This is a genomic window from Nostoc sp. WHI (assembly GCF_015714725.1).
Classification (GTDB): domain Bacteria; phylum Cyanobacteriota; class Cyanobacteriia; order Cyanobacteriales; family Nostocaceae; genus Nostoc.
Window position 1 is genome coordinate 22,722 of the sequence record NZ_WBKM01000066.1, and the last position, 13,762, is coordinate 36,483.

The window sequence follows — 13,762 nt, forward strand, 5'->3', positions numbered from 1 at the left end:
TGCGATCGGCTTATTATGCCACAATCTGTAAATTCTGACTTAAGAGGTGGTACGGTATCTTGAATTACAGCAAAATCGTAGTAAGTGGTAAACTACCTCAATATGGTCTTTAATCGCTCAAAGACAATAAAAATAAAACGATGAACCAGGTAGACTACCTCCGAATTAGCTTAATTGATCGCTGCAATTTTCGTTGTCAATACTGTATGCCAGAGGGAGTAGAACTGGACTATATTCTCAAGCAACAGCTGTTGACTGATGAGGAGCTGCTCACCTTAATTCAAGAGGTATTTATTCCAGTCGGCTTTAATCGGTTTCGTTTGACTGGGGGTGAACCCTTATTGCGTCCGCGTGTGGTGGATTTGGTCGGTGCGATCGCCTCTCTTCCCCAAACTCAAGACCTCTCAATGACCACCAACGGATTTTTACTGGCTCCGATGGCGCAAAACCTCTACAATGCTGGTTTGCGACGAATTAATATTAGTCTAGACTCTCTTGATCCCGACATTTTTGAGCAAATTATCGGTAATCAGGGGCGTTCTCGTTGGCAACAAGTTTGGGATGGGATTCAAGCAGCTTATCGCGTCGGATTTGACCCCCTGAAGCTGAATGTGGTGGTGATTCCTGGAGTCAACGACCACGAAATTCTCGATTTAGCCGCCCTGACAATTGATAAACAGTGGCACGTTCGATTTATTGAATTTATGCCCATTGGTAATGTGCATTTGTTTGGCGATCGCGGTTGGGTATCTTCAGCCGAATTACGCCAACAAATCCGCGATCGTTGGGGCTTGACAGAATCTCAAGTGCGTGGTGCTGGGCCTGCTGATGTCTTTCAAATTCCCGGTGCGAAGGGGACACTAGGATTTATTAGTCAAATGTCGGAATGTTTTTGCGATCGTTGTAACCGGATGCGCCTTAGTGCTGATGGCTGGCTGCGTCCTTGTTTATTAAATGAAACTGGTCAAATAGATTTAAAAACTGCTCTGCGTTCTGGCACTAGCACTGCTCAATTACAAGAGCAGGTCAGGCATTTACTCGAAATCAAGCCAGAAATTAACTTTAAAGGGCGCGATTCTGGCATTTCAGGTACATATACCCGCACCATGTCGCAAATTGGCGGATAGTCATTGGTCATTGGTCATTGGTCATTGGTCATTGGTCATTGGTCATTGGTCATTGGGCATTGGGCATTGGTCATTGGGCATTGGGCATTGGGCATTGGTCATTGGTCATTGGTCATTGGTCATTGGTCATTGGTCATTGGTCATTGGTCATTGGTCATTGGTCATTTGTCCTTTGCAAATAACTAAGGACAAATGACTAAGGACAAATAACTATTAAGCTTGCCGTGAGTAGTATTCCACCACAAGTAGTTCATTAACCTGTAGCGCCACCCATTCGCGCTCAATAACGCTGTTGACTTTACCAACCAACTTAGTTTTGTCAAACTCCAAATGACTGGGGAGGTTGGCTAAACCCGGATATTGCAAGTTAGTTTCCACCATTTTGCGTGATTGTACTCTATCCCTAACAGCAATTACCTCACCGGGGCGGCATTGGTAGCTGGCAATATTCACCACACGACCGTTAACAGTGATATGACTGTGATTTACCAGTTGCCGAGCTGCTGGAATCGTCGGAGCGATACCCAAACGGAAAACGGTATTATCCAAGCGCATTTCTAGCAATTGCAGCAGCACTTGTCCAGTAGAACCAGTAACCCGTCTGGCTTTCCGGACATAGCGGAGCAATTGCTTTTCAGTCAAACCGTAGTTGAAGCGGAGTTTTTGCTTTTCCTCTAGACGGATAGCATACTCAGAGCGCTTCTTGCGGTTCTGACCATGCATACCTGGCGGGTAAGCGCGTCTGGCGCTTTTACGAGTCAATCCTGGTAAGTCGCCTAAGCGGCGGACAATTCTGAGGCGTGGCCCTCTATATCGGGACATGAGTTTCCTTAATCTAATCCTGTTTAAACTTTACCTAGACATTCAATTTTGACATTCCCCTGATGAGAAATCAGGGGATTCTTGGTTTTCCGAAACTGCTTGCCTTGGTATGACGTATCCTACCAAGTAGAAGCATCTTCTTTACGCCAGTTGCTTTAGTCGGTAGAGCCGACGCACTGACTTCCAAGCCTGAATTCCGACGTGCCCCGCCGTACTCTTGCTAATAAGTTTTTTGTGTTTATTTAGTTCCGTAGGCTACTCAATCATCAGATTGGTTTATGCAGTATTCTTAAATCTGAAATACTTTTTACGTTGCCTACTTATCTTTCAAACAGTTATGTTAACACAATTTCCGACATAATTAATTATGTATATACCTTGCTGACGCTGAAATTCTTTAATTGCAGAGGATTTTTAAAATATTTGAGTTAACATAACTTTGGGTGTTTGGAGAATGGCAATGTCACAGAGCAAAAAAGTGGTTAGCAGACGTCAGAACAAACAAAGCAATTCCACCTCTAGGATTTTAACAGTACCAGTTTTAGCGATCGCTGGATTGTTGACAACAACTTTACCTGATATGGCGATCGCTGCTTCAGCTAACAATGATTACGGTGCATGTGCGGTTCGCCTCCTAAAGGTGAGTATAACGGCAGAAGCGGCAGCACAAGCTTGTGCAAAGGCACTACGTCCCAGAGATTTAGCTGCTTGCGTGGTTAAAATTAACGACCTTAAAATCAACAAGGAAACCGTAATTTCAGGGGCAAATGCGCTTTCTTACTGTGGTAAAGCCCGGCGTCCTGAGGATTTAGCTACCTGTGTAGTTGATTATGTCAGACCGAATCTTCAGGTAGATATCAATGATCAGAATTTAGATAGTGAGGAGAAAATTAATCAAGCAACTTTGGATTTCTGTGGTCGCAGTTTGTTACCTGAGCGGTTTGGGCTGTGTGTGAAAGGTTTACGACAAGCAACTGCCTTGGCATCAAAGCCGCTACTAACCAAAATTACGGGCGATCAGGTTCCAAAAAACCAGTCGCTATATGCTTGTAGTGATGGCAGTGACAGCAGCGTTATCGGCGCTTCATCTTCGTCTACACCGCCGAGTATAATTCCTGCGGGATCAAGTCCAAGTCTCGACACTACCCCATTTCCAGCGCAACCGCTTGTTCCAGCGCAACCGGGGACTAATTAAATTACAGTGCTAATTGACTAAAAATACAGCTTGACTTTAGGGTTGGCTAATTTGCCCAACCTACTCAAGGACTACCAAAAAATAAATCATCCAATCTTAATTTGTCGGGTGCGTCACTTTTTTAACCTTCCGAAGGAACAAGCAATGAGCCTCACGTTTTATTACGCCCCCATGTCCACCGCGAGCATCACCGAAGCCGTTCTCGCAGAACTCGGCACCCCTTGCGATCGCGTGAAGCTCGACATCAGTGCGGGCGACACCAGGAAACCGGACTTCCTCAAGGTAAACCCGAACGGAAGAGTCCCCGCGATCGCCTACCGAGGAGCGCAGCGCGATCGCAGTACAGAAAGCAAAGGCGGATCTCGCCGTCTGTCTCAGAATTCTTGACGGCGGACTGGAGGGGAAATCGTTCTTAATCGGCGACTACAGCCTGGCGGATAGGCACCTGCAAGGCATCGTCGGCTGGATCGGGACGATGGAGGTCGATCTGATGCTGTTCCCCAACGTCACGGCGTGGCTGAAGCGCTGCGGCGAACGTCCGGCTCTTGCGAATTTGGCAGGCTGAGGTGGATCTAACTCCCAAATTCGCGGCAGCAGCCCAATGATGAGCATTTCCAGCCAGAGGCTAGAAACGAGGTTTTAAAGGGGTTTGAGCTTAAGTTGACACCAATGCCCTCTAACGCACCCCTACAAATTGAATATTTTTTAATTGGAAATCTTTCAACATTACCGAAACAGTGCTGAGTGCTGAGTGCTGAGTAAAAAAAAGTAATAATCGCACTCAGCACAAAAGGTCTAAAGCCCCTGCCTAAAGGCAATGGAAAAAGAAATAGATATTTATTTCGAGATGCGTAGGGCATATTTAATGCGTCCTTACTTCAATCCCCTAGATTTGTCTATGGGGTTACTCAGCACTCAGTACTCAGCACTCCTGAACTTTTGGTGGCTTTTACTTTCCAAAATTTATAGGCTGCGAAATAATATTGAGCAACCATTCAAAAATATATATACTTGACAAATACACTCAGTTGTAAAAATTCAATTATCCCGTGGTTCGACAACGAGAATTTGATACGGATGAGGTGTTAACGATCATTATGGATTTGTTCTGGCAGCATAGTTATGCCAACATTTCCATGAAGGATATTGTGCAAGCGACAGGAATCCAGCCTGAAGCTTATATGCCGCCTTTGGTGACAAAGAGAAGTTGTTTCAGCAAACTCTAGCGGCACTACTGGAAGGAAAAGCACAAAGTTAGATCCGAGTTTTAACAATTCAAAATAGATCAATCATCCAAAATTTTCCAAAACCTTACTTTACAAGCTTTTGGAATTTTGAATTTTAAATTTAGCGATTAGTACTAAGCTGTTCTACATTTAACTTGCATAATTAGAGCGGGCAAGACTTCGCCGTGAGCGCTCAGTCCTTCCCTGCGGGACGCTACGCGTGCTTGCTTCCCCGTTGGGGGTACGACAACGCTCAGGAACCATCGAACGCTGTCCACCCCACAAGAGTTATATAAACTATAGATATGCAAACTAGATGTGGTTTAGCTTAGTCTTCTCTTTGACCAAAAGCTGTCTGTAAAATCACTGCAATACCACCATCTTGGTGATATTTATCTGCCCAGGCACGGATAACTTCATCCAATTCTTCCATTGCCTGCTCCATTTTTTCTGGAAGGATATCAAGTTCTTCCAACAAGCGCATGGCATTTCGCCGCCGTTCTGCCCAATTTTTCATCATGCGGAAATACCGAGCGGTATCTTCCACCATGATGTAAGTACGTTCTTGATCGTCTGCTGGGGCATAAGAAGGACGCGTAAGAGCGTAGAATGGCATTCCCCAAGGAGAATCAATGCGTGTTACCGTGCCTGAGTGAAGTAGACGGCGCTTGATATGCTCACCCAAGGCTTCACTCAAAGGCATTTGGTGTTCGGGTGGCAATTCGTCTTGCGATCGCCTGTGCAAAAACTCAATCAAATCCAGAAACTCAAATGAGCTAACTAACTGAGCGTCAGGTAGATTACTTGGGAGTTTTTGCTCAATTTGTCTTTTTTCTTCACTTGTCAGATTGGTTCCGGGAACGCGTGACTTCCCCGGTTGCCAAGGATATTTTTCTAGCCAGACATAAGGCAATTGAATCAAATAGCGCGGTTCCTGAGAACCCAGCATTTTTAACAGTTTGCCTTCTGTGAGCGCCTGTCTGACTTCTTCTACTATAATTTTTACCCGTTTCGGCTCTAGGTGGTGCAAATGCCCTGTCATTCGCAGGTTTTGTCCCTGCTCTAGATAAGTCATGTAAATTGCACACTTTGCTGCCGTTGCGGCTGCATCTAAAAATGCCCCATGCCTGTGCCCACTCGTCCGCATGGCACTAAAAGCCAGATAAAGCATGATCTGATCCATCGCACTGGGGTCAAGACGTTTGATCAGATCTATGTCGTTACTCATATTACAGACAATTGAATAGCACGTTTACACAATTTTAAGTTGAATGAAAATAGGTAGTATACACCTGGCTGAAGCGATGTCTTCACTTTATTAGTATGCGATAACTATGAAATCGGTAGTAGCCCAAACTACCATTTTGACATATTTTTTAGTACACAACCATATTCGGTGGTTGTTACCATAATTATCTTTGCATCTGACCGGAAAATTACAAACATTACAAAGTTTGGCTTCACGACGATTTACGTCCCAAAAGTCAACTGTGTTGCAAGTAATCTACAAAGTCTTTAAGTTTTCTGGGATTTTCTCATCTTTCAAGATCAACAACGTCAAGCCGCTTACGCCTAATTATGGTGTTTGTTGTGCCGACTCGGAGTAAAAACCAGTTTGCGCGGTTCATCTGGGATATCTATTACTTGAAAAACATGGTTTTTATTCAGCTTTGGCAAATTATTTTTAGTACATAGGTGGCTGAGATGATTGGGAGTGATCTAAAAGGAAATCGCTTACCAGGTGTAGCAACATTTAAAGTTTGAACTACACGGCTCGTTATGAACTATCATCCTGTTCCCAACTTCCAGTCATGTCTCGGCAGTATAGACCGTTGGCTTGAGGGAAGATAGTAGACATCAAGTAGAGCAAATAATTCCAATTTCAAAGCACCTATTTTTCTTGGATATCACTATTTATTATATCATTTGTTTTCCTATCTGCGATAAATTTATATATTTTAAAATTTACAAAAAATACCTATTTAAATAATTTATTTTTCCAACAAATCAAGGTTTGATGATAATTTCATATGTCCTACTTAAATTCAAGTCGAATTTTTTTGGATTATAAGCTGACACACAAAACCTCGATTCAGACCAAGTTAATCGCATAGTATTAAGCTGCATTAATAATGCTAATAACCGAAAAATTAGTGACTATCTAGGCAAAATAAACCAACCGCTTGCGATATAGTAATTGCAAATTTTGCGTAGCAGCAGTAGTACAGAGCGGCAGAAATAAAGATGCCATTCAATACAGTTCGATTAAGGTTTTTTGATGAAAATTCTAGATCGGAAAGACACGATTTATCGCGTCTCTTGCCTTAAGTGAATCGTATTGAGATGCCATTTGACAAATCTCCATACCATAGAAATGAGGCATTTTTAATTTGGAATTCACTATTTTCAGCAAGGGTTTTTGGATGATAGCGATCCTAGCTTTTTCACGGGCGATCGCTCCATATATTCATGTAATTAAATCGTCTCCTAAGCTTAAGAAACGGGTTAGTTTAGACATTCGTGCTACTTCCTTCTCTCCAATTTCCGAAACATGCTGCAATGGTCTGAACTCCTTGGCAATCTTTTATCTGAGCAAGTATGATGCTCAATTACTTGAGTTAGTACTACTCATGCTGCTTATATATACGTGTTTTCCCTATCTATATCAGGCTAAATCCATAAAAATATATTACAAGTCTAGTTATTCTGATTACTGCTTATATATAAGTGTTATCCCCACCTAATACCAACCTAAATCCATAAAATATATTATTATCGGGATTTATATCATGTCCGCTTAATCACTTACGATGTGTCATTGCGCTAAACGTTCGCGGAGCGTCTCGTTGGCGCAGCCTCTCGTAGAGAAGGGTGGCAGTTCGCTTGCCGTTTGGAGATTGCTACGCCACGATCGCACACGATCGCAATGACAATTAATCAGCCAGACAAAATATCATATCATGCTGAAAGTGATGGGAGGTAAGGTAGCTCCCACCACACCTAAGCTAATTGAACTCGCCATTTAATTTGTGGGATTAGAGGGTTTTACCTGATTTCGCATTGTTTCAAGGCTGAAAGCAGCCGCGCCAAAGGTTACTAATAATACTCCCAGAATTTGCACTATATCTAAATTTTCTTGAATGATTAACCCAGCGAAAATCACGGTTAAGACTGGAATGCTGCCACCAATAATCGCCGATCGCGAGGCACCTAATTTACTAATACCAACATTGTTCAGTAAATAGCCGGCAAGAGTCAGTACACCTAAAATAAATGCGCTTAAAATCAGTTCCAGCATTTTAGAGGAGTCAACTACCAAATTCCAACTGCTTGGTAAAGGTAGCATCAAGCAGATAAAACTCAATAGCAGCATGGTAGCGAAGTTAATTAAAGTAAAAGTTACTGGATGTAGTTTACTAGCACAAACCCGCGTCAGAATTATGTAGGCAGCAAAAGCCACGCCAGAAAGAATAGCGGCGCTGGTTCCTAGTGAAGTATTACCTATACCTGTGCTGGGAGAACCCCATAAAACCAATAATTCACCGCAGCAAACAGCAGCGATCGCACCGATGCGGAATAAACTAGGGCGATCCCGGAACAGAAACCACGATAATAAACCGCTAACCATTGGATAGATAAAGAACAGCGCGATCGCCATTCCAGTGGTTACTTGAGCGATCGCAATGTAGATTAGCACCTGAGACAAAAACAAAAAGCACCCACTCACAACCGACAACAGCAAAATCCGCTTTGTGGTTGTATTAGTAGGTGTAGGATTTCCTCGGACTGAATTAGCCAAGCTTTCCAAGTCTTGCCACAATCTTGGATGCAGTATGGGTGACAACAGTACCATTAGTGGTACCACCACCATAAACCGGAGCGTCAAAATTAACAGAGTGTTGCCCAAAGTCGGCGGCAGCAATCGTTCTACCTCTAATACTCCAAAAATCTGGGAACCTTCGTTAAAAATCACCTTAATCGCTATGTTGTAAAGCGACGACACCACTGCCGACAACACAATCAGCAATAAACCGATTTGGCTCGGCGATAAACCTGAGGAATTACGCGATCGCGATCGTGGAGATTTTTCTCTTTGTTGCGGCTCTAGTGCAGTGGGAGTTGGAGTTTTAGCCTTACTCTGTGACACGTTCCTGCGGAGGACAGAAATTGGTTCGGTAGCGTTTCTCCTTCGTGAAGATGGTATTGCTCCCGGCTCTGGCACTGATCCAGTGATCGGCTCTGAGGTAGTTTCTCTTTCTGACAAGTCTTTACCGAGGACAGAAATTGGTTCGGTGGCATTGTCCTGTGGTGGTGGAGCTACAGCCGCAGGAGCCTCTGATGTCGTTTCCCTTGGCGACAAGTCCTTGCTAGGGACAAAAATTGAGTTCGCGGCGTTTTCTCTAAGAATTGGAAGCTCTGATGTCGTTTCCCTTTGTGACAAGTCTTTGCTGGGGACGGAAATTGGGTTTGCGGCGTTTTCCCTAACAATCGGAAGCTCTGATGTCGTTTCCCTTTGTGACAAGTCTTTGCTGGGGACAGAAATTGAGTTCGCGGCGTTTTCTCTAACAATAGTCGGCTCTGATGTAATTTCGCTTTCTGAAAAGTTATTAGGGATCAGGGAAATTGGCTCAGGAGAATTTTTTACTACTTCGTCAAACTGTGCCGAGGATGTCTCAAAAGAACTGTTTTTCTCTGGCTCCGTAAACTGTAAAACAGTAGGTGTAGCTGCTGTTGCTGGTTTGCGTGAAGTTTCTTCTATAGTTTTTTCTAGTTCTCCATGCAGGCGATTAACAAACTCCGCCAAAATCGTTTCCCCTTGCTGCTGCTGGCTATACATCCGTGACAACTGTTGGGAAAGATTACTTTGATAGTTCTTCAGTTCTTGTTGCAGCGAGTTAAAGGTAACAGTAACGGTGTCATCCAGGCTGTCAAACATGTGTTCGACTTTTTCATTGATTTCACCTACTACATTGCTGCTCACCTCAGCGGACTTCAGCGCCGCTTGTTCGTAAGATTTGCCCTCTACGGTTTGGTTAGCTAAAGTTGCCAGAGAGGATTGCAGTTGTGAAGATATATGCTTTGCCAGAACTTCTGCCAGTTGTCGAATTAACACTTGCTGCTCAGTGATTTGCCGCACTTGTTGTAAATGCTCTTTTTCTTCTAACAAGCTTTGAATGTCATCAGATAATCGGTTTTTTTCTGACTGAAGCCGCTTTACATCTTCCTGCAAAGCTCTGAGGACATTCTGCTGGAGATTTTCTAAGTCTTCAACTACAGCCCAGAGAGCATTTTCTGCTGCTCTAGATAGCTCGCCTCTGACTCGCGGGTTTTCTGGTTGCTTCTCGAATCGCCCCATTAGCTTCTAACCTCTAACACCTTGACGATAAAGCTGCTTTCCGTGCACTTTATTGGCGCTCATACTAATTTCCTGTATTTTGTCAGATAAATTAAAAATTTTAACAGCACTTCCGCATTTCAACGTAATTCTGTCATACTGGACACAGGTTGGCAAAGCATCAAATTTGCCCCATGAGTTATTACACCGTGTTCTCTTCAGCATTAACTAGTATTTGGTCAGTTTAATTTACATCAACGTATTTGCCGATGAGATTTTTATTGTTAAAAAAATCTCATTCCAAATAAACATTTATTGTTTTGCTGTCAAAGACTTGCAGATACGTGTGCGTAGGCGCAAACCGACTTGTCGCTAGACACCGCCACAAAATTGTCTGATATCAAGTTCGGCAAATCACTTATGATATGTCATTGCGAATGTAACGAAGTGGAATGAAGCAATCGCAAGGCTTTGGGATTGCCGCGCTTCGCTCGCAATGACATAAGTATTAAGCCGGACATGATATGACTTGCGAAACTAGCTGTAAATTCGTCTGGAATGTAACTTGTGTGACAGTTTACATCTCTAAATAGAGATTAAATTATCTTTCTATGGAAATTCAAAGTTACGCTATCCCCTGCAAAACATTCTAATGAATGAACAGCAATTCTGCAAAAACACGCTTTTTTAGCGTTGTTGCAGCTAGGTTCTATATTAAGTAGATGCAGTAGAGGAAAAAGTTAGGAAAATATTAATAATTCTTAGAGGAATAAAATCCGGGCGATGCTAAAAATGGCAGCGCTGAGGATGGCACTCACGGGGATTGTAATTAGCCAGGCGGCGGCAATGCCTTGTAGTGTTTGGAACTGAATCGACTTGAAGTTTTGCACTAGTCCAATACCCACGACACCGCCGACGAGAGCGTGAGAGGTGGAGACTGGTAAACCTAGACGGGAGGCGATGAGGATGGTGGTAGCAGTAGCAAGTTCGGCACAAAATCCACTACTAGGTTGCAAGGCAATTATGTTTTCGCCAATAGTGGCGATGACTTTTTTACCCCAGACGGCTAAACCACCAACAATCCCAGCACCACCAAGGATTAAAATCCAAATGGGGATAGTAATACCATCTGTAGGTACGCTACCAGTGCGATTGATGTAAATGATCGCAGCTAAAGGAGCGATCGCATTTCCCACATCATTAGAACCATGAGCAAAAGCTACAAAGCAAGCACTCAGCAATTGGAATCGGGCGAATAAGCGCTCAACGGGATTTTGGATTTTAGATTTTGGATTTTGGATTGATGGTAATTCCTGAGTCTGGGGTAAAAATTTTTCTTCCAATCCTTCTCTTCCAATCTCGCCTAATTGTCGCCAACTAATGATGGTGAGTCCAACTGCTGCTATTGCACCCGTTAATAGTGGGATGTCGTAAGCAGGGATTGTAAAACCAACTTGCTCAATTACAAAATTGGTTAGCGGTTCAGTTAGCGATGGTAATACAATCACGCCAAATACACCCAGCAGCAAAGTACTTAACCAGGGAATCCACTCTTGTAACTGGACTACTTGATTGGGTTGATCCAAAATCCAGTGCTTGATTTGACTGTAGAATAAAGCAGCGATCGCACCACTGATTACAGGCGTTAAAATCCAGCCAATGGTAATCAAGCCAATTGATGACCAATCAATTGCATTTACTCCCAAAGCTACCCAACTAAATCCAGCGATCGCGCCAACAACTGCATGAGAAGATGACACTGGTAAACCCCGTGATGTCGCAATTTGCAACCACACACCACAGGAAATTAGCACCGTTATCATCCCAACAAGGAATATTTGCGGCGTAGCTGCGAATAAGGCGGGATTAGCAATTTTTGTTGCTAGGGTTTCCGTTACCTCATGCCCAAACAATACAGCACCCGTAAACTCTAATACCCCAGCAATTATTAGTGCTTGTTTGAGAGTAACAGCTTTAGAACCTACTGAGGTTCCCATCGCGTTAGCAACATCGTTTGCTCCGAGATTCCAGGCGACGTAGAAAGCTAGTAGGGCTACGAAAAGTAGGGTATAGGGCATATCTGGAGAGGTGGGGAAGTAGGGAAGATGAAACTTGACTTTTTATTTGAGCTTCGTCACTAAACCTTTGAGTTTCGTCACTGAACCTCTGAGCTTCGTCACTGAACCTTTGAGCTTTGTCACTGAACCTTTGAGCTTCGTCACTAAACCTTTGAGCTTCGTCACTAAACCTTTGAGCTTTAAACTTATAGTTTTAACACTCCCTCATCCCCCTTATCTCCCTTTTACGGATAAATCAAGATTTTGTAAGTATCCGGTGTAGGTGCGATCGCAGCTTCGACAGCTGCTGATAAATCTTTTAATGGATAGCGATCGCTAATCAATGCTTGCACGTCAATTCGCTGATTAAATACAATATCAGCTGACAGACTTTGAAGCCGATAAGATGAGCTGTAACTGCCCATTAAGTCAATTTCCCGACGGTAGAGGATATTGGGGTTGATGGGAATTTCTAGTTCATCGGGGAATTCAGCAAAAAATAATATCTTACCGCCTTTGCGGGTACTATCAAGTGCTTGAAAGAAGGCTTTCTCACTAGGAACAGCCAGCAGGGTAACATCAACACCCAATCCATTAGTCAGAGCATGAATTTTGGCGGGTAAATTGGCATCACGGGCATCAAAAGCCGCATCTGCACCGACACTCAAGGCTTTTTCAATTCTAGAGGGTAGTAAATCGGTAGCGATCGCTTTTGCTCCGAAATACTTCACCAACATAATAAACATTAACCCAATAGGCCCAGCACCGGTAACTAACACAGTTTGTCCTGGCGCTATTTGGGCTTTTTTCACCGCCTTCAAACAGCAGTTAGTTGGTTCTACAAAACTCGCTTCTTCAAAACTGATATTATCCGGGATAGGAATTAACCCGCCATTTTCCACAATATGTCCCGGAACTTTGACATAATCAGCAAAGCCGCCACCACTGGCGTTAAAACCTGCGGTAGTGGAAATGTTTTTATAAACATCGCACATGGAAAAATTATCATTTAGGCAGTAGGCGCAACGCATACAAGGGATGTGGTGCATTACCGCCACCCGTTGTCCAACTTGCCAACCTTTAACATCATTGCCTATTGCTGCGATCGTGCCGGCAGTTTCATGTCCAAAAATGCGCGGCGGTTCATAAAGTGGATAACGAATTTTTTTAATATCTGACTGACATAACCCCACAACCCGCACCTGTACCAGCACTTCATCTGGTTCCAGGGTTGGAACTGGGATATCTTCGTAAGACAGTTGATTGACGCCTCTAAATACCTGTGCTTTCACGTTGGTTTTTCCCCGCTCAATGATACTAGATGTAACATTTAGTGGTTCAGGTTAGGTTATGAAAGTGCGGATTTTTTGGGAAAATTCTGGTATCTGCTTACTCAGCTTATCTAGTAATTCAACAAAAGTCAGAGGATTCCTTTTATAGTTTTGAGATTGTTTCAGTAATATTTGAACCATTATTTTAGGATATTGTTCAAATAAATCACCAAGAAAATCATCTGGTGACTGTGCTTTTACATTCCAATAGTTTAAATCTTGAGTCTGAAAGTCTTTAATATTTCTGGTAACAATAATCTCCGCTTTAGCAACTACAGCAGCAGCAAGAACATGACGATCTTTAGTAATCGACCACGGGGCGATCGCAAATTACAAGAAAGTAAAACCCATTGACATCAAAGAGTTAGAGTTCAAAAGAAGCAGACAGCAGACTGATTCAATTTGGGAAATCAAACTGTATAAATTCGTGGGTTTTAAGCAGCATTTTTGACAGCAACTTTACTCGGCAGGAACTTGTGGAAGTAAAGAAGGAGTTGGTTGACCCTGGCGTTTAGCGCTAATGGCTTGAGTCAAAAATTCCAAGACATTTCGACGCTGAGACTTGAGCGGAGCCGGAGACGCTCCGCCTCCGGAGTAGTCACAACAGTTAACATCCTTTGCACAAAATGGCTACCAGCCTGGGTTTGAGAACCAAAACTGGTACGTCTC

General features: G+C 43.2%; 11 protein-coding genes and 1 pseudogene. 6 read left to right on the forward strand and 6 right to left on the reverse strand.

The genetic code is table 11. From position 1 onward, the window contains the following. Nucleotides 1–140: 140 nt before the first annotated feature. Both moaA and F8S12_RS06835 read left to right on the forward strand, forming a co-directional pair. Nucleotides 141–1,127: a GTP 3',8-cyclase MoaA gene (gene moaA / locus F8S12_RS06830; protein ID WP_196515570.1), complete on the forward strand. Its 987-nt coding sequence runs from the start codon at nucleotides 141–143 to the stop codon at nucleotides 1,125–1,127. A gap of 3 nt (nucleotides 1,128–1,130) precedes the next feature. Further along, on the forward strand, nucleotides 1,131–1,313 hold the full coding sequence (locus F8S12_RS06835; protein ID WP_196515571.1) for a hypothetical protein: 183 nt from the start codon (nucleotides 1,131–1,133) through the stop codon (nucleotides 1,311–1,313). 27 nt (nucleotides 1,314–1,340) lie between these two features. On the opposite strand, the gene rpsD is transcribed toward F8S12_RS06835, so the two are convergent. After that, the gene (gene rpsD, locus F8S12_RS06840) at nucleotides 1,341–1,949 is read right to left on the reverse strand and encodes a 30S ribosomal protein S4 (RefSeq protein ID WP_196515572.1); all 609 of its coding nucleotides are present in this window, start codon (nucleotides 1,947–1,949) and stop codon (nucleotides 1,341–1,343) included. A 460-nt stretch (nucleotides 1,950–2,409) separates the two neighbouring features. Here rpsD and F8S12_RS06845 point away from each other — a divergent pair, with 460 nt between their 5' ends. From F8S12_RS06845 to F8S12_RS06855, 4 genes are all read left to right on the forward strand, one after another. After that, nucleotides 2,410–3,144 carry a hypothetical protein gene (locus F8S12_RS06845; protein WP_230967842.1) on the forward strand — a complete coding sequence of 245 codons (735 nt, stop codon included), beginning with the start codon at nucleotides 2,410–2,412 and terminating at the stop codon, nucleotides 3,142–3,144. Nucleotides 3,145–3,315: 171 nt separating this feature from the next. After that, complete coding sequence (locus F8S12_RS40375; RefSeq protein WP_230967844.1) at nucleotides 3,316–3,531, forward strand: hypothetical protein; 216 nt, start codon at nucleotides 3,316–3,318, stop codon at nucleotides 3,529–3,531. Further along, a complete protein-coding gene (locus tag F8S12_RS40380) occupies nucleotides 3,479–3,709 on the forward strand; it encodes a glutathione S-transferase family protein (protein ID WP_331001362.1) in 231 nt (76 codons plus the stop codon). The genes F8S12_RS40375 and F8S12_RS40380 overlap by 53 nt, the downstream gene beginning before the upstream one ends. Before the next feature lie 484 nt (nucleotides 3,710–4,193). After that, nucleotides 4,194–4,370, forward strand: a complete 177-nt coding sequence (locus F8S12_RS06855) for a hypothetical protein (RefSeq protein WP_196515574.1) — start codon at nucleotides 4,194–4,196, stop codon at nucleotides 4,368–4,370. A 328-nt stretch (nucleotides 4,371–4,698) separates the two neighbouring features. On the opposite strand, the gene hetR is transcribed toward F8S12_RS06855, so the two are convergent. The 5 genes and pseudogenes from hetR to F8S12_RS40385 form a co-directional block, all read right to left on the reverse strand. After that, complete coding sequence (hetR, locus tag F8S12_RS06860) at nucleotides 4,699–5,598, reverse strand: heterocyst differentiation master regulator HetR (RefSeq protein ID WP_196515575.1); 900 nt, start codon at nucleotides 5,596–5,598, stop codon at nucleotides 4,699–4,701. A 1,794-nt stretch (nucleotides 5,599–7,392) separates the two neighbouring features. After that, nucleotides 7,393–9,726 carry a DMT family transporter gene (locus F8S12_RS06865; protein WP_196515576.1) on the reverse strand — a complete coding sequence of 778 codons (2,334 nt, stop codon included), beginning with the start codon at nucleotides 9,724–9,726 and terminating at the stop codon, nucleotides 7,393–7,395. Nucleotides 9,727–10,466: 740 nt separating this feature from the next. Next, nucleotides 10,467–11,783 carry an inorganic phosphate transporter gene (locus F8S12_RS06870; protein ID WP_196515577.1) on the reverse strand — a complete coding sequence of 439 codons (1,317 nt, stop codon included), beginning with the start codon at nucleotides 11,781–11,783 and terminating at the stop codon, nucleotides 10,467–10,469. Nucleotides 11,784–12,007: 224 nt separating this feature from the next. Continuing rightward, nucleotides 12,008–13,054 (reverse strand): zinc-dependent dehydrogenase, encoded by a 1,047-nt coding sequence (locus F8S12_RS06875; RefSeq protein ID WP_196515578.1) that lies wholly within the window; start codon nucleotides 13,052–13,054, stop codon nucleotides 12,008–12,010. A 498-nt stretch (nucleotides 13,055–13,552) separates the two neighbouring features. Continuing rightward, a pseudogene (locus F8S12_RS40385) lies at nucleotides 13,553–13,762 on the reverse strand (hypothetical protein); the annotation flags it as partial.